The organism is Stenotrophomonas rhizophila (assembly GCF_003651185.1).
GTDB lineage: Bacteria > Pseudomonadota > Gammaproteobacteria > Xanthomonadales > Xanthomonadaceae > Stenotrophomonas > Stenotrophomonas maltophilia_Z.
Window position 1 is genome coordinate 2,517,756 of the sequence record NZ_RCDC01000004.1, and the last position, 16,070, is coordinate 2,533,825.

Annotated in this window: 14 protein-coding genes; 6 read left to right on the plus strand and 8 right to left on the minus strand. The window is 67.4% G+C overall.

The genetic code is table 11. The features are described 5' to 3' along the window. Positions 1-9: 9 nt before the first annotated feature. Genes BCL79_RS11240 through BCL79_RS11255 form a run of 4 tightly spaced genes read right to left on the minus strand, consistent with a single transcriptional unit; the run spans position 10 to position 2,065 of the window. Positions 10-267 carry an acyl carrier protein gene (locus tag BCL79_RS11240; protein WP_019185496.1) on the minus strand — a complete coding sequence of 86 codons (258 nt, stop codon included), beginning with the start codon at positions 265-267 and terminating at the stop codon, positions 10-12. A 20-nt stretch (positions 268-287) separates the two neighbouring features. Continuing rightward, on the minus strand, positions 288-548 hold the full coding sequence (locus BCL79_RS11245) for a phosphopantetheine-binding protein (protein WP_019185497.1): 261 nt from the start codon (positions 546-548) through the stop codon (positions 288-290). After that, complete coding sequence (locus tag BCL79_RS11250; RefSeq protein ID WP_121041337.1) at positions 535-1,338, minus strand: lysophospholipid acyltransferase family protein; 804 nt, start codon at positions 1,336-1,338, stop codon at positions 535-537. The genes BCL79_RS11245 and BCL79_RS11250 overlap by 14 nt, the downstream gene beginning before the upstream one ends. After that, complete coding sequence (locus BCL79_RS11255; RefSeq protein ID WP_121040891.1) at positions 1,331-2,065, minus strand: beta-ketoacyl synthase chain length factor; 735 nt, start codon at positions 2,063-2,065, stop codon at positions 1,331-1,333. Before BCL79_RS11255 ends, BCL79_RS11250 begins: the two co-directional genes overlap by 8 nt. A gap of 135 nt (positions 2,066-2,200) precedes the next feature. On the opposite strand from BCL79_RS11255, the gene BCL79_RS11260 reads away from it, so the two are divergent. Continuing rightward, positions 2,201-3,214: a pteridine-dependent deoxygenase gene (locus BCL79_RS11260; RefSeq protein WP_428999455.1), complete on the plus strand. Its 1,014-nt coding sequence runs from the start codon at positions 2,201-2,203 to the stop codon at positions 3,212-3,214. 252 nt (positions 3,215-3,466) lie between these two features. Here the strand turns inward: BCL79_RS11260 and cydB are convergent, their stop codons facing one another. Together cydB and BCL79_RS11270 are read right to left on the minus strand one after the other, a co-directional pair. Beyond that, the gene (gene cydB / locus BCL79_RS11265; RefSeq protein WP_121040895.1) at positions 3,467-4,480 is read right to left on the minus strand and encodes a cytochrome d ubiquinol oxidase subunit II; all 1,014 of its coding nucleotides are present in this window, start codon (positions 4,478-4,480) and stop codon (positions 3,467-3,469) included. 1 nt (position 4,481) lies between these two features. Continuing rightward, positions 4,482-5,879: a cytochrome ubiquinol oxidase subunit I gene (locus BCL79_RS11270; RefSeq protein ID WP_121040897.1), complete on the minus strand. Its 1,398-nt coding sequence runs from the start codon at positions 5,877-5,879 to the stop codon at positions 4,482-4,484. A 436-nt stretch (positions 5,880-6,315) separates the two neighbouring features. On the opposite strand from BCL79_RS11270, the gene BCL79_RS11275 reads away from it, so the two are divergent. The 5 genes from BCL79_RS11275 to hemF all read left to right on the plus strand — a co-directional run bounded on the left by BCL79_RS11275 (position 6,316) and on the right by hemF (position 12,398). Then, positions 6,316-8,682 (plus strand): S9 family peptidase, encoded by a 2,367-nt coding sequence (locus BCL79_RS11275; protein WP_183073727.1) that lies wholly within the window; start codon positions 6,316-6,318, stop codon positions 8,680-8,682. A 28-nt stretch (positions 8,683-8,710) separates the two neighbouring features. After that, positions 8,711-9,130: an NUDIX hydrolase gene (locus BCL79_RS11280; protein ID WP_121041339.1), complete on the plus strand. Its 420-nt coding sequence runs from the start codon at positions 8,711-8,713 to the stop codon at positions 9,128-9,130. A gap of 123 nt (positions 9,131-9,253) precedes the next feature. Continuing rightward, positions 9,254-9,760 (plus strand): hypothetical protein, encoded by a 507-nt coding sequence (locus BCL79_RS11285; protein WP_121040901.1) that lies wholly within the window; start codon positions 9,254-9,256, stop codon positions 9,758-9,760. Positions 9,761-9,811: 51 nt separating this feature from the next. Then, positions 9,812-11,449, plus strand: a complete 1,638-nt coding sequence (locus BCL79_RS11290; RefSeq protein WP_121040903.1) for a hypothetical protein — start codon at positions 9,812-9,814, stop codon at positions 11,447-11,449. A gap of 52 nt (positions 11,450-11,501) precedes the next feature. Beyond that, positions 11,502-12,398 carry an oxygen-dependent coproporphyrinogen oxidase gene (gene hemF / locus BCL79_RS11295; RefSeq protein ID WP_121040905.1) on the plus strand — a complete coding sequence of 299 codons (897 nt, stop codon included), beginning with the start codon at positions 11,502-11,504 and terminating at the stop codon, positions 12,396-12,398. Between the two features lie 48 nt (positions 12,399-12,446). On the opposite strand, the gene BCL79_RS11300 is transcribed toward hemF, so the two are convergent. Beyond that, on the minus strand, positions 12,447-12,920 hold the full coding sequence (locus BCL79_RS11300; RefSeq protein WP_121040907.1) for a DUF421 domain-containing protein: 474 nt from the start codon (positions 12,918-12,920) through the stop codon (positions 12,447-12,449). A gap of 358 nt (positions 12,921-13,278) precedes the next feature. Further along, complete coding sequence (gene polA, locus BCL79_RS11305; protein WP_121040909.1) at positions 13,279-16,050, minus strand: DNA polymerase I; 2,772 nt, start codon at positions 16,048-16,050, stop codon at positions 13,279-13,281. Positions 16,051-16,070: the final 20 nt, after the last annotated feature.

The window sequence follows — 16,070 nt, forward strand, 5'->3', positions numbered from 1 at the left end:
CGATGGCCGTCAGGCGGCCGCTTGACCGGGCAACAGCCCGTGCACCACATCCACGATGTCCTGCACGGTGCGCACCTGTTTGAACGCTTCCGGCTGCAGATTGCGGCCGAGCAGCGGCTTGAGCTGCACGATCAGGTCGACCGCGTCGATGCTGTCGATGTCCAGGTCGTCATACAGCCGCGCCGCGGGCGTGATACGGCTCGGCTCGATCTCAAAGCTGTCCTTGAGGATCTTGACGATGCGCTCGAAAAGTTCGTTCTTGGTCATGGGTAAATCCTGACGCGCCGTTAGGACGGCTGGCGTGCGGCGACAAACTCGCTCAGGGCACGCACGCTGGAGAAATGGCGACGGGTCTCTTCCGAATCGGCTGACAGGCTGACACCGTACTTTTTCTGCAGGGCCAATCCAAGTTCCAGCGCGTCGATGGAATCCAGGCCCAGCCCTTCAACGAACAGGGGCGCGGCGGAATCGATGTCTTCGGGAGTGATGTCTTCCAGTGAAAGCGATGAAATGATCAATTCCTTGATCTCGTGCTCAAGTGCTTGCACGGGTCGGGTCTCCAGCGAAGTCGAAGTAATGGGCAAGATGATCGGTCACACGCCGGGCGGCCAAGGCATCCCCCCTGGGCGCATCGCCGATCTCGTTCAGAAACGGGGCAATCGGGAGATCCTCCCCGACTTCCAGCTGAACGTGAAATCGCCGTGATGGCACACGATACCATTTCTGGCCCTTGGTCAGGGTCGGCGGGGTGCAGGTGATCCGGACCGGGGTGATGTCCAGCCGGCCCCGCACCGCGATGTTGGCCGCCCCGCGCTGCAGGCGCAGCGGCTGGCCCGGCACGGTGCGCGTGCCCTCCGGGAAGATCACCAGGTTGCCGCCGGCCTGGACCGCGGCGATGCAGTCATCCACCAGCCCCGCCCCGTCATCATTGGAGACGTAGCCGGCGGCCCGGACCGGGCCGCGCATGAACGGATTGCGCGCCACGGCCTGCTTGACCACGCAATCGGCATTGGGAAGCTGGGCGATCAGCAGCACCACGTCGATCAGGGTCGGGTGGTTGGCCAGGATCAGCAGGCCGTTGCGCTGCAGGCGTTCGCCCCCGCGGATCTCATAGGTCATCAGCCCCAGCCGGTGCATCAGGCCGACGTGGGTGGCGAAGCTGCCTTGGACCAGGCGGCGTGCCAACACGCGCCGGCGCACCGGCTCGCGGATCAGCAGCAACGACAGGAACAACAGGCCGCCCAGCACCAGCCCCCCGATCCCGAAGGCGGCAAAGCTCAGCCCTGTCCCCAGCACCCGCCAGGCATGGTTGATCCGGGCCGGCCAGCGCTCAGCCATGGCGTTGCCAGGCCCAGCGTTGGCCATCGGCGTCCAGCGCCAGCGCCGGTGCACCGGCCAGCAGGAAGCGCAGCACGTCCAGGCCATGCGGCAGCGCCTCGGAGGGGCGGTCTGCACCACCGTCGCCCCAGCCCAGCGACAGCCGGGTGCCCGGACCGTCGGCCGGCCCCAGCCGCCAGCACCACGCGAAGAACGGGTCGGGTTCGTCGGCGAAACCCGCGTAGACCGGCGGCAAGGCGGATTCATAGACCACCAGACGCACCTCCGGCGCGCCATCGGCCAGCAGCCCGAAGGCCTCGATGCAGGCGGTCTCGACGGTGGCGCGGCCGGCGGCGAGGGCCAGATAGTTTCCCCGATGCCCACGGGCGATCGAATACAGGGCGCCGATCGCGTTGTGCACCGACAGACCAAAGCCGGTGGGCGACATCGGCTGGTCCGCGCTCAGGGTATTGAGCAGTTCCATCGAGCGGGCCACGTCGCCATGCCGCGAGGCGAACACCAGTGGCACCTGGCCACCGTCGTCAGGCTGCTCGCACCAGCAGGCGGTCTGGATCGCCATGCGGCCCAGCCGCTCGATGCGGCGACGCTGCATGGCCGGCACTTCGGACAGTGCCGGGGTGTCCTCACCGGTTGGCAGCCAGGGGGCGTTCGCCCACGCCTGCCACTGCTCGCGGGTGGTGATGCCCGGCGCCCACGCCGCCCAATCAATTACAGAAAACTCAATCATTCCCGCCAACGTGATGGATGGGTACCAAGAGAAGGCCGTCGACATCGCCTGGCACCGGTGGCGGTACCGAGAAAGGAGCGCACGCTATCATGACACTCTCGGCACTGGCAGCATTCACATCCTGAAATGAGCAACATGATCGACAACGCAACAGCTCCGGCAGTCGCTATTCCCTCCTCCGGACCTGCGTTGTTCCATGTGGCCTACGTCCCGGCCGCGCAGCGCGATGCCGCGCTGGCCGACCCGCAGACGCTGGCCGTGTTCGGCTTCGGCCTGCCCCACGCCGCGCTGGATGACCCGCGCTGGCTGCAGGTACCGCTGGCCGAGCAGGGCCCGGCGCAGATCGAGGTCTGGCGTGGCGGCACGCCGGTCGCGCACGGCACCACCGAGGGGGTGCGCTGGTCGCACACCGACAGCCTGCTGTTCGGGGTGCTGGAGATCGACGAGGTCGACAGCGATATCGAGTCGGCCGCGGCCGAGGCCTATGCGCGGATGAGCGCGTTCCTGTCGCGCTGCGGCTATCCGCATCTGCTGCGCACCTGGAACTATCTGGACGCGGTGACCGAGGGCGATGGCGACGATGAACGCTACCGACGTTTCTGCGTGGGCCGCGTGCGGGGCCTGCGTGAACTGGATGAAGCCGCACTGCCGGCGGCGACCTGCATTGGTCGTTTCGACGGTGAGCGCCGGCTGCAGGTGTATTGGCTGGCGGCGCGCGAGCCGGGCCAGCCGCTGGAGAATCCGCGCCAGGTGAGCGCGTTCCGTTATCCACGCCAGTACGGGCCGCAGTCGCCGAGTTTTTCGCGGGCGCTGCTGCCGCCGTTGGCCACAGGCCTGCCGTTGCTGCAGTCGGGGACGGCGGCGATCGTGGGGCATGTGTCGCAGCACACGGGGGCGGTGGATGAGCAGTTGCGGGAGACGCTGAGGAATCTGCAGAGTCTGGTGGATACGGCGCGCGGTCAGCGGCCATCGCTGTCACCGGTGCTGGGGGCGACGTCGGTGCTGAAGGTGTATGTGCGGCGCGCGGAGGATATGGCGGCGGTAGCGGCGCAGATGGCGGCGCTGCCGACGGCGCCGCCGTTCGTGGTGTTGCACGCCGAAGTGTGCCGTGCGGAGCTGCTGGTGGAGATCGAGGGGCTGCACGGCTGAGTTCGCGGCGGCTGTCGTTCCCTTCGCCGGCTGCAGGCCCCTGTAGAGCCGACCGCTGGTCGGCTGCCCTTGACCCTTCTTTTACGGTTGGCTTTTGCAGACTCTGCCGGGCGAGGGCGGTCAGACCCTGCAGGGACCGTTGGAGCGGCATGGATGCCGCTCACGAGCCCCCATGGATGGGTTTACGGCGCGTCCGAGCAGGGTCTGACCGCCCTCGCCCACACGGAACCGGGAATAGCCACCGCGCTTTCCTCAGTGATACCCCACATCCGCCCGCACCTTGCCGCGGAACACCCGGTACGACCACGCCGTATAGCCCAGGATCACCGGCAGCAGGATCACCAGCCCGACCAGGCTGAAGCTCAGCGACGAGGCCGACGCAGCGGCCTGCCACAACGTCATGCTCGGCGGCAGCAGGTACGGCCACATGCCCAGCACCAGGCCGATGAAGCCGAGCACGAACAGGGCCAGCGTCAACAGGAACGGCGGCAGATCGCGCTTGGGGTGCATCGCGCTGCGCCACAGCGCGGTGGCCACGGCCAACGTCAGCAAGGGCACCGGCGAGAGCCACCAGAAGTTGCCATCGCTGAACCAGCGCGCCATCAAGCGCGAATCCAGGAACGGCAACCATGCGCTCACCAGGCCCATGAACACGATCACCGCCACCACCAGCGGGCGGGTCAAGGTGCGTGCGAAGGCCTGCTCGCGGCCCTCGGTCTTGAGGATCAACCAGGTACTGCCGAGCAGCGCGTAGCCGAATACCACGGCTGCGCCGGTCAACATCGAGAACGGGCTGAACCAGCTGAACGCGCCGCCCACATAACGGCCATCCACGACCTGCAGGCCCTGCACGAGTGCGCCGAGGATCACGCCCTGCGCGAAGGCGGCCAGCAGCGAACCCAGGCCGAAGGCCACGCTCCACAGCTTGCGCGAGCGGTGCGCCTTGAAGCGGAACTCGAAAGCCACGCCGCGGAACACCAGCGCGACCACCAGCAACAGGACCGGCAGGTACAGCGCCGACAGCAGCGCGGCGTAGGCCTTCGGGAAGGCGGCCATCAGCCCGGCCCCGCCCAGCACCAGCCAGGTTTCGTTGCCGTCCCAGATGGGGGCGGCGGTATTCATCATGATGTCGAGCTGCTCCTCATCCTCGGCCATCGGCGCGAGGATCCCGATGCCGAGCACGAAGCCATCCAGCACCACGTACATCAACACACCAAAGCCGATCACCGCGAACCATGCCACCGGCAGCCAGGTCGTCATCTCCATCTCAGCGCTCCTCCAGCGGTTCATCGGCACCGGACAGCGGCCGCGCCGGGGTGTGGCTGCCGGCATCCAGCGCCGGGGCCGGGTCATGCGGCTTGGGACCGGTGCGGATGATCTTCACCAGGTACCAGACGCCCCAGCCGAACACGAACGCATAGCCGACGATGTACACGCCCAGCGAGAGCGCCGTCATCCACGCACTCTGCGGACCCACGGCATCGGCCGTGCGCAGCACGCCATAGACCACCCACGGTTGCCGGCCCATCTCGGTCACGAACCAGCCGGAGATCAGCGCGATGAAGCCGCTGGGCAGCATCCAGTTCCAGCCGCGGATCAACCAGCGCGACTGCAGCAGCTTGCCGCGCCACCACTGGAACGCCGAGACCCAGGCCAGCAGCAGCATCAGCGTGCCCAGCCCGATCATCACCCGGAACGCGAAGAACACCGGCACCACCGGCGGCCGATCGCTGGCAGGCACCGAGGTGAGCGGATCGAAGGTGCCGTCCAGCGAATGGGTGAGGATCAGGCTGCCCAGGCGCGGGATCGCGATTTCATAGTCGTTGCGCTCGGCCTTTTCATTGGGCACCGCGAATACCACCAGCGGCACGCCCTTGCCCTCGCCTTCGGAATGCCAGTGCGCTTCCATCGCCGCGATCTTCATCGGCTGGTGCTTGAGGGTGTTCAGGCCATGCATGTCGCCGACGAAGATCTGTACCGGCACCGTCAGCGCGGCGAAGCCCACCGCCGCCAGCAGCATCTTGCGCCCAGCCTCACGGTGCACGTCCTTGCGCAGGTACCACGCGCCCACACCGCCAATCACGAAGCAGGTGGTGATGAACGAGCCCAGGGCCATGTGCGCCAAGCGGTACGGGAAGGACGGGTTGAAGACGATCTGCCACCAGTTCTGCGGGTGCACGATGCCATCGACCATCGCGTAACCGGCCGGCGTCTGCAGCCAGCTGTTGGAGGACAGGATCCAGAATGTGGAGACCAGCGTGCCCAGCGCCACCATGCAGGTGGAGAAGAAATGCAGGCGCGGCGAGACCTTGCCCCAGCCGAACATCATCACGCCCAGGAAGCTGGCTTCCAGGAAGAACGCGGTGAGCACTTCATAGGTCAGCAGCGGGCCGATCACCGTGCCGGCGACCTCGCTCAGCCGTGGCCAGTTGGTGCCGAACTGGAAGGCCATGACGATGCCGCTGACCACGCCCATGCCGAAGGAGACCGCGAAGATCTTCTGCCAGAAGAAATACAGTTCGCGCCAGACCGGATTGCCGGTGCGCAGCCAGCGCGATTCGACAAAGGCCAGCCAGCTGGCGGTACCGATCGTGAAGGCCGGGAACAGCACATGGAAACTGATGACGAACCCGAACTGGATCCGGGACAACAACAACGCGTCCAAGAGACGCCTCCGACTGGCTCTGAAATCCGCACCAGTCTGGGCCTGTATCCGTGAAAGGCACATGCGACCCGGTGACGCGCTGCTTCACTTTGTCGCAGGCGGCGGCACCGGCCAGCACGGTCACGCGCGTGATCGTCTTGAACATCGAATCGCTCCTTGAAAGGGATGTCTCCCGTGAACCCCGGGGTTCATGGCCACCGTAGAGCCGGTTCCGGGCTGTCGACGCGCTGCTGTCCTGCAGGGGGCGGGGCAAGGCAGCGCAAGGCCTGCGCCGTCCGGGCGCAGGTCGGGATCGCCCTTCGCCGCGCGTGGAAGCATCACTGGCGGGACGACTTTGCCGATCCCGGCCATGGGCCGGTGCCATGACCTGTGGCCCCTTCCCGCGCCCCTTGCGGCTGCTACGCTTGCCGGGTTTTCCTCATTGGTGCCGCCCGCAATGCCCAGAACGCTGCCGTTGTCCCTGTTGCTGCTCGCCGCCCTCGGCGGTGCTGCCCATGCGGCGCCGACGCCGATCACCATCGAGCAGGCCATGGCCGACCCGGACTGGATCGGTCCGCCGGTCGAGAGCGCGTGGTGGTCCTGGAACAGCCAGCAGGTCGAGTACCAGCTCAAGCGCAACGGCAGCCCGGTGCGCGATACCTTCCGCCAGCCGGTCGCCGGCGGTGTGGCCGCACAGGTTGGCGATGACCAGCGCGGCACCCTGGATGTGGACAGCCCGGTCTACGACAGCGCGCGCCAGCGCTCGGCCTTCGTGCGCAATGGCGATGTGTTCGTGCGCGACCTGCGCAGCGGCGCGCTGAGCCAGCTGACCCGCAGCACCGAGAAGTCCGGCGCGGTCAATTTTGCCCGCGACGGCGGCGTGATCTGGCGCACCGGCCAGAACTGGTTCCATTGGACCGCCGCCGCCGGCGTGCAGCAGGTCGCCAGCCTGAAGGCCGAGAAGAATCCGGACGACGCGCCCAAGGCCGATACCCTGCGCGAGCAGCAGCTGCGCACCCTGGCCACGCTGCGCAACGACCGCGCCCAGCGCGAGGCACTCAAGGCGCAGGAAGCCAGCTGGCGTCGCGCCGATGGCACCCGCGCGCCGGGCCCGGTGTATCTGGGCGCGGATGTGGAGATCGTCGACAGCGTGCTCTCACCCGATGCGCGCACCTTGATCGTGGTCACCAAGCCGAAGAGCTTCGATGAAGGCCGCGGCGGCAAGATGCCCAAGTACGTGACCGAATCGGGCTACGAAGAGTTCGAGGACACCCGCACCCGCGTGGGCCGCAACGACCCGGAGCCGAACGCGCTGTGGCTGGTCGATGCCGTGGCCGGTACGGTCAAGCCGCTGTCGATGGACGGCCTGCCGGGCATCGGCACCGACCCGCTGGCCGCACTGCGCAAGGCCGCTGGTAAGGACGCCCTGAAGGGCAACCGCCCGGTGGAAGTGCTCGGTGGCCCCGGCGCGCCCGGCATCCGCTGGAGCGCCGATGGCCAGCAGGCCGCGATCATGCTGCGCGCCAACGACAACAAGGACCGCTGGATCGCCAGCGTGACCCCGTCCAGCGCCAAGCTGGAGATGCGTCATCGCCTGACCGACAGCGCCTGGATCAACTGGAGCTTCAACGATTTCGGCTGGTCCAACGACAACCGTACGCTGTGGCTGCTGTCCGAAGAATCCGGCTATTCGCACCTGTACACCCAGCAGGGCACGGCCAAGCCGCAGGCACTGACCGGTGGCAAGTGGGAAACCTCGATGCCGGTGCCCAGCGCCGACGGCCGCGGCTTCTACTTCCTGTGCAACCAGCAATCGCCGGGCGATTACGAAGTGTGCGCGGTGGACACCGCCAGCAAGCAGGTGCGTGAGCTGACCTCGCTCAACGGCGTGGAGGACTTCTCGCTGTCCCCGGACGGCCAGCAGCTGCTGGTGCGTTACTCCGGCGCCTACCTGCCGACCCAGCTGGCCGTGGTGCCCGCCGCCGGTGGCCAGGCCAAGGTGCTGACCGACACCCGCACCGCCGAGTTCAAGGCGCGCGAGTGGATCCAGCCCAAGCTGGTGCAGGTACCGTCCAAGCACGGCGCCGGCGTGGTCTGGGCCAAGTACTACGGCCCGGAGACCTTCGAGCCGGGCAAGCAGTACCCGATCGCCATGTTCGTGCACGGCGCCGGCTATCTGCAGAACGTGCACCAGCAGTACCCGGCCTACTTCCGCGAGCAGATGTTCCACAACCTGCTGGTGGAGAAGGGCTACGTGGTGCTGGACATGGATTACCGCGGCAGCGCCGGCTACGGCCGTGACTGGCGCACGGCGATCTACCGCAACATGGGCCACCCGGAACTGGAAGATTACAAGGACGGCCTGGACTGGCTGGTCGCCACCAAGCAGGGCGACCGTGACCACGCCGGCATCTACGGCGGTTCCTACGGCGGCTTCATGACCTTCATGGCGCTGTTCCGCTCGCCGGGCACGTTCAAGGCCGGCGCCGCGCTGCGCCCGGTGGTCGACTGGCACCAGTACAACCACGGCTACACCGCCAACATCCTCAACACCCCGGACATCGACCCGGAGGCGTACCGCAAGTCGTCGCCGATCGAATACGCCGACGGCCTGCAGGATCACCTGCTGATCGCGCACGGGATGATGGACGACAACGTGTTCTTCCAGGACTCGGTCAACCTCACCCAGAAGCTGATCGAGCTGCACAAGGACAACTGGACGATCGCGCCGTACCCGCTGGAACGCCACGGCTATGTGCGTGCCGATTCCTGGCTGGACCAGTACAAGCGCATCCTCAAGCTGTTCGAAGAGAACCTGAAGTAATCCAGCGATGACGTCGGTCCCCACTGACGTGCAGCACGCCGCGGCGACGATCGATATCGTCGCCGCGGTCGTTTTCGATGCCGGCGGCCGCGTGCTGGTGGTGCGCAAACAGGGCTCGGAGACCTTCATCCAACCCGGCGGCAAGCCCGAGCCCGGTGAAGCACCGTTGGTTGCCTTGGCGCGCGAGCTCAAGGAGGAACTCGGGGTCACGTTGGACCCGGCCACTGCCGTGCCGCTGGGCCGGTTCGAGGCCTGGGCGGTGCACGAAACCGGGCACCGCGTGCGGGCCAATGTTTACCTGGTGACGGTCACCGGTTCGCCGCGCGCGCAGGCGGAAATCGCCGAACTTGCGTGGGTGCCGCTGCGCCCGCCGCATGGCCTGCGCTTGGCACCGTTGAGCGCAGACCATATCCTGCCCGCGGCCGCGACCGCGGTGGCTGCGACCTAGACGTCGCGGCCTGCCCAACCAGGACACCGGATGTCAGCGTCGCTTCCCCCGCCATTGCCTTCCTGCACGCCACACCCCAGCGGGGATGGTGCGCCTGGATTTCTCGCCCCCCTGCTCAAGTCCGTGCTGCTGGTCTGCCTGGTCACGGCCGCGCTGTGGGCGGTGCTGGCACTGATTGCGATACCCCTGTCGGGCTCGGAGGCGCTGCAGGCGCTGCTGACCGATGAAAACCTCCACTGGCTGCCCGGCTGGGTGCATTGGCTGCTCACCCACCCGGTGCTCGCCAACGTGCTGCTGTGCGTATCGAGCCTGGTGGGCGTCCTGGCGTGCTGGGGCATGCTGCGGCGCTGGCGCTGGGCGTGGGGATCGTTCGTGGCGCTGCTCGCCATCACGGCCGTGCTCAATGGGGTGGTGGTCTGGGGCGTCGACGATGCCTTCCGCCACCTGCTGGCGCAGCTTCCGGCGGAGACCTATTCGCTGGAGATACTGCAACTGCGCAGAGACCTGCGGGTACTGCGCGTGATCTGGGGCGTACTGATGGGCCTGACCGCTGCAGCGTTCGCCGTGCTGCATGGCTGGCTGATCGTGCGCCTGTGCGCGCCCGATGTGCGTGCACTGTTCCGCCGCTGAGATGTTTCCCGCAGCGCCACGGTGCGCTGCACGACCTGCAAGGATGATCGTGTGACTGTTTCCCTCCCCCTTCTGCGCCGCCACGGCTGGCGCACGACCCTGTTCACCCTGCTCACGGCGGTCAGCCTGCCGGCGGCCGCGGCAACGCAGACGATGGTGTGCGGCATGTTCGTGTCCGAGGACACCGGCACCACGCTGACCCTGCACAGCGCGAACGAGGGCGTGCGGCAGATTCCCGGGCGGGCACCGGAGCCGTACGTGCTCAGCCGCCTCGGCGACGAGCTGAAGCTGGCCGACCTGGACAACGGCGGCGTCGGCTCGCTGACCCTGGAAGACAGCGGTCGGCGGCTCAGCGATCGCTTCAATACGTACCGCCTGCAGAAGGCGGCCAGCTGTCGCCCCGCCGCGATGTTCCCGCCCGGATCGTGCCGGGCCGAGATCGGTACCTGCCTGAACGACACGCTCTTCGCCAGCAACGACCGCCTGCGGCAGTGGTGCCGTGAGGATGTGCCGGCCGCCTGCAAGCGTCTGCTGGCCAATTTCCAATCCGAGGCGCGCGAGGCCAGGACGCTGGCGGCGACCCAGGACGATGCTCCGGAGCTGCCTGAGCCGGAGGTCTGCAAACCCGCGTCCGCGGCGTACGACCAGGCCGCCTGTCTGGAGGCCGCGCGCGATGCCATGGGGCAAGCCTTGGCCAAGGCGCTGGTTGGCGGGCTCAGCGCAGCCAAGGCGTCACCGCTGCCGGCCGCGCAGCTCGATGAGATCACCACCCTGTGCCGGGCACAGACCGGCGGCACGTTCTGCGCCAACGCTGCCGAGGCGTTGTGGGACGCGGGCCGCCTGATCCCGGCCCGCGATGCACTGCAGCGTGCGTGCACCGTGGGCAAGGACCCGCGCGCCTGTGAGCATGCAGCGCCGCTGAGCACGCTGGATGCCAGGGCACTGACCCCGGTGGCAGCCACCGCCCTGCCCTGCGGCAGCTATGTCGCCAGCCAGGGCCTGATGGACCATCTGCCGTTCGGCGATGGCGGCATGATCGACAGCGGCTTCGGCGGCAAGCTGCGCGCGCGGCTGGTCGATGGCGACATCCGTGTGCGCCATGACCAGGGCGATGACTTCGTGTTCAAGCGCCTGGCCAACGGCAACCTGATCGGCATGGACAGCTGGAACCGCTTCAGCTACTACGAGCGCACCGGCGAAGCCCAGCAGTGCAGTGCACCGGTGGTTTTCGTCGAAACCCCGCTGCCGCAGGATTGCCCGACGCTGGGCCGCGAGGGCGGTGCCCAGGCGTGCTGTGCGGCGGGCAAGCTGCAGGGCTGCAATGCCGCCGGTCATCAGCTGGCGCTGCGCAATCGCTGGGCCGAGGCGGCGCCGTTCTACAGGACGCTGTGCACCGCCGGCGTACGCGAAGGCTGCGAGAATCTGGCCACCGTCTACGAGCACACCGGTGACGAGCAGCTGCCCGCGCAGATGGCCTCGATCTGTGCCAAGGATGGCAAAGGCACCCACGTGGCCTGCGATGTGCACGCGACCCGCAACTGGGGGCTGATGCAGGTCAGTGCCGGCCTGGAACAGATCGCCGAACGCATGGCAGCCGAGCCCGATGCCGAGGCAGGCGACGAAGCACCGGCCGAGGCGCCCGTCCCGGCGAAGAACAGCAAGAGCAGCACCCGCAAAAGCGGCCACTGAGCGCCAGTGAGCACACGCAGGCCGTGCACCGGCCTGCGGTAAAGTAGCGCCCATGAACGACTTCGACCGCGTCCGCGCGTATCTGACCGACCTGCAGGACCGCATCTGTGCGGCGATTGAAACCGCCGACGGCCAGGCCCGCTTCACCGAAGATCTCTGGCAGCGCGCGGAGGGCGGCGGTGGCCGGACCCGCATCCTGCGCGATGGCGCCGTGTTCGAGCAGGCCGGGATCGGGTTCTCCGATGTGGCCGGCACGCGCCTGCCGCCATCGGCCTCGGCGAACCGGCCGGAGTTGGCCGGTGCATCATGGCGCGCGACCGGCGTCTCGCTGGTGTTCCATCCGGCCAATCCCTACCTCCCGACCACCCATGCCAACGTGCGTTACTTCCGCGCCGAGCGCGATGGCGTGGCGGTGGCGTCCTGGTTCGGCGGTGGCTTCGACCTCACCCCGTTCTACCCGATCGACGACGACGTGCGGCACTGGCATCAGGTGGCGCACGATCTGTGCGCGCCCTTCGGCGAAGAGCGCTATGCGGCGCACAAGCGCTGGTGCGATGAGTATTTCTTCCTGCGCCACCGCAATGAGACGCGTGGCGTGGGCGGGTTGTTCTTCGACGATCTGCACGGCGATTTCGAGCGTGATTTCGCGTATCTGCGTGCGGTCGGCGATGGTTTCCTGGATGCCTATCTGCCGCTGGTCGAGCGCCGCAAGGACACGCCGTACGGCGAGCGCGAACGCGAGTTCCAGCTGTACCGGCGCGGCCGCTATGTCGAGTTCAACCTGGTCTACGACCGCGGCACCCTGTTCGGGCTGCAGAGCGGTGGGCGCAGCGAAAGCATCCTGATGAGCCTGCCCCCGCGCGTGCGCTGGGAGTATGGCTTCCAGCCGGAGGCCGGCAGCGATGAGGCGCGTTTGGCGGATTACCTCGTCCCGCGCGACTGGCTCTAACGGGGACGGAGGTAGTTAAGCGCACGCGCTTAACTACCTCCGTCCCCGTTATTTCTTCGGCACGATCGTGATGTGCCCGTTGATCTCCAGCACCGCCAGGGCGACGTCATCGATCGTCAGGCAGCCCTGCTGACGCATCGCTGCGTCCAGATCGGCCGGGGTGACGAGCTCACGCTTGAGCACGGAATCGAGCACCTTGCCATCGCGGGCGATCAGGATCGGCTCGCCTTCGACCAGGGTTTCCACGCGCCGGCTGCGCGTGCTGAGCCAACCCACGCCGTAGTTGATCGAAATCAGGGTCGCCGCCAGCAGCAGCCCGCCGCCCAGGGAGGTGTCTTCGCCGAGCAGCGCGTTCTGCACCGCGTTGCCCAGCAGCACGATCAGCAACACATCGAACGGGGTGATCTGGCCCAGCGCACGCTTGCCGGAGAGCCGGACCATCCCCAGTACCACCGCGTACACCACCACCGCGCGCAGGATGAATTCCCACCACGGCATGGCCAATGCAAACAGGTCGCTCATTGCCTCTCCCCGAACTGGTCCGGCCAGCATGGGCCGGCGCCCGGCGCGAGGCAATGGCCTGACGGCGTGGATGGCCGCTTTTCGGCGCCACAAATAAAAAGCCCCGCCAACCAGGGGGAGGTTAGCGGGGCCGGGGAACGGGCGCTTGGGGAGGAGCCCCCGTTCCGAGATCTGCTCCAGGGGATGGGAGAGATCCACAACAGGCATTGCGCCTGTCGAGGTCTATAAAAGCACTCCGAACATTGATAGTTCGTGAAGGGGCCCAATTAATCCGGACCTCCTCCCAGAAACATTCATCCAACAGTCAGATTATCGTGGCGCACTGAACCAATTCAGCCTTTTGACTGTGATTCAGGCCTCAATGCGCCTCATCCCAGTTGTCGCCCACGCCCGCATCCACCACCAGCGGCACACGCAGTTCGGCGGCCGAGGACATCAGTTCCACGACTTTCAAACGCAAGGTATCGAGGAAACTACTTTCGGTTTCAAAGACGAGTTCATCGTGCACCTGCAGAATCATCTTGGCCTGGTCGCTGTGATCCTCCAGCCAGCTGTCCACCTTCACCATGGCGCGCTTGATGATGTCCGCCGCGGTGCCCTGCATCGGGGCGTTGATCGCGGCCCGTTCAGCACCGGCCCGCAGGCCCTGGTTGCGGGCGTTGATGTCGTTCAGGTACAGGCGGCGGCCGAACAGGGTTTCCACATAGCCCTGTTCGCGGGCCTGCTGGCGCATCCGCTCCATGAAATCGCGCACGCCCGGGTAGCGGCTGAAGTACAGCGCCACGTAATCCTGGGCCTGGCCGCGGTCGATGCCCAGGTTGCGGGCCAGCCCGAACGCGCTCATGCCGTACATCAGGCCGAAGTTGATCGCCTTGGCGGCCCGGCGCTCGTTGGAGGTCACCTCCTCCAGGGAGCGGCTGAAGACTTCCGCCGCCGTCGCCCGGTGCACGTCCACGCCCTGCTCGAAGGCCCGCACCAGGCCGGGGTCCTCGGAGAGGTGGGCCATGATCCGCAGCTCGATCTGCGAGTAGTCGCAGGCCAGGATCTTGCGGCCCGGCGGGGCCACGAAGGCGCGGCGGATGCGACGGCCATCCTCGGTGCGGATCGGGATGTTCTGCAGGTTCGGGTCCGAGGAGGACAGCCGGCCGGTGGCGGCGCCGGACTGGTGGTAGCTGGTGTGTACCCGCCCGGTGTCCTGGTTGATCATCTCCGGCAGCTTGTCGGTGTAGGTGCTGCGCAGCTTGGCCAGCCCGCGGTACTCCAGGATCACCCGCGGCAGCTCGTGCTGCTCGGCGATCGCCTCCAGTGCCTCTTCGTTGGTGCTGGGCTGGCCCTTGGGGGTCTTCACCAGCGCCGGCAGCTGCAGCTCGTCGAACAGCACGGCCTGCAGCTGCTTGGGCGAATCCAGGTTGAAGGTGCGCCCGGCCAGCTCGGTGGCTTTCTGCTGGGCGGCCAGCATGCGTGAGCCCAGGTCCTGGCTCTGCCGGCGCAACTCGGCCATGTCGATGTGCACGCCATTGGCTTCGATGCGGGTCAACACCGGCACCAGCGGCATCTCGATGTCACGGTAGACGCTGTCCAGCGAGGGCGTGGCCCGCAGCTGTGGCTGCAGCGCGTGGTGCAGGCGCAGGGTCACGTCGGCATCTTCGGCGGCGTAGCGGCAGGCTTCGTCCAGCCCCACCTGCGAGAACGAGATCTGTTTGGCGCCCTTGCCGGCCACCTCCTCGAACTTGATCGTGGTGTAGCCCAGGTAGCGCATCGCCAGCGAGTCCATGTCATGGCGCGTGGCGGTGGAATTGAGCACGAAGCTCTCCAGCATGGTGTCGTCGTGGTACCCCTGCACGTTCACGCCGTGGCGGCGCAGCACGTGCAGGTCGTACTTGCCGTGCTGGCCAAGCTTCTTCTTGGAGGGGTCTTCCAGCGCCGGGCGCAACGCCGCCAGTACCTGCTCAGGCGGCAGCTGGGCCGGCGCGCCGGGGTAATCGTGGCCGACCGGGATATAGGCGGCCCGGCCCGGCTCGACCGCCAGGCTGATGCCGACCAGGTTGGCGCGCATGGCGTCCAGCGCGTCGGTCTCGGTATCGAAGGAGATCAGCTCGGCATCGGCCAGGCGCTGCACCCAGGCGTCGAGCTGCTCGCTGGTCAGCACCATCTCGTACTCGCCGGGGGCGGACAGCGCCGGGTCGACCTGCACCACCGCCTCATCCGGCATAGCACGCGCGTAGCCGGCCGCGGTGCCACGCAGGCTGACCGGGGCATCGCTGGCAGCGGCCGGGGCCGGCACGGGGCCGCCCAGCTCCTTGAGCGCCTGGGTGAAGCCGTAACGCAGGTACAGCTCGCTCAGCGACGGCACGTCCGGCTCGCGCAGCGGCAGCGTCTGCGCCGACACCTCCAGCGGTACGTCGGTGCGGATCGTGACCAGCTCGCGGTTGAGCGGCAGGCGCTCCAGCGCCGCGCGCAGGTTCTCGCCGATCTTGCCCTTCATGGTCGGGGCCGCGGCGATCACGCCATCCAGGTGCTGGTATTCGGCCAGCCACTTGGCGGCGGTCTTGGGGCCGCACTTTTCCACGCCGGGCACGTTGTCCACAGCGTCGCCCATCAGTGCCAGCAGGTCGACGATCTGGTCGGCGCGCACGCCGAACTTCTCCATCACCGCCGCGTCCGAATCCATGCGGCTGCCGGTCATGGTGTTGACCAGCTCGATACCCGGGCGGACCAGCTGGGCGAAGTCCTTGTCGCCGGTGGAAATGGTCACCTGCAGGCCATCGCGGTGACCCTGCAGGGCCAGCGTGCCGATCACATCATCGGCTTCCACGCCGGGGATGCGCAGGATGCTCAGGCCCAGCGCCTCGACGATGCGGCACATCGGCTCGATCTGCGGGCGCAGGTCGTCGGGCATCGGCGGGCGGTTGGCCTTGTAGTCGGCATACAGGTCGTCACGGAAGGTCTTGCCGGGCGCATCGACCACGAAGGCGACGTACTCGGGGCGCTCCTTCAGCGTGGCGCGCAGCATGTTGACCACACCGAACAGCGCGCCGGTGGGTTCACCGTGTGCGTTGGTCAGCGGCGGAAGCGCGTGGAACGCGCGATACAGGTAACTGGACCCGTCAATCAGGACTAATCGGCTCATATGACGATTCTACGCGCCCG

Bases quoted from the DNA above. Each gene is read 5' to 3' on its own strand.
- BCL79_RS11240 (WP_019185496.1), bottom strand. From the start codon at position 267: ATGACCAAGAACGAACTTTTCGAGCGCATCGTCAAGATCCTCAAGGAC.
- BCL79_RS11250 (WP_121041337.1), bottom strand. From the start codon at position 1,338: ATGGCTGAGCGCTGGCCGGCCCGGATCAACCATGCCTGGCGGGTGCTG.
- BCL79_RS11255 (WP_121040891.1), bottom strand. From the start codon at position 2,065: ATGATTGAGTTTTCTGTAATTGATTGGGCGGCGTGGGCGCCGGGCATC.
- BCL79_RS11260 (WP_428999455.1), top strand. From the start codon at position 2,201: ATGATCGACAACGCAACAGCTCCGGCAGTCGCTATTCCCTCCTCCGGA.
- cydB (WP_121040895.1), bottom strand. From the start codon at position 4,480: ATGGAGATGACGACCTGGCTGCCGGTGGCATGGTTCGCGGTGATCGGC.
- BCL79_RS11275 (WP_183073727.1), top strand. From the start codon at position 6,316: ATGCCCAGAACGCTGCCGTTGTCCCTGTTGCTGCTCGCCGCCCTCGGC.
- hemF (WP_121040905.1), top strand. From the start codon at position 11,502: ATGAACGACTTCGACCGCGTCCGCGCGTATCTGACCGACCTGCAGGAC.
- BCL79_RS11300 (WP_121040907.1), bottom strand. From the start codon at position 12,920: ATGAGCGACCTGTTTGCATTGGCCATGCCGTGGTGGGAATTCATCCTG.
- polA (WP_121040909.1), bottom strand. From the start codon at position 16,050: ATGAGCCGATTAGTCCTGATTGACGGGTCCAGTTACCTGTATCGCGCG.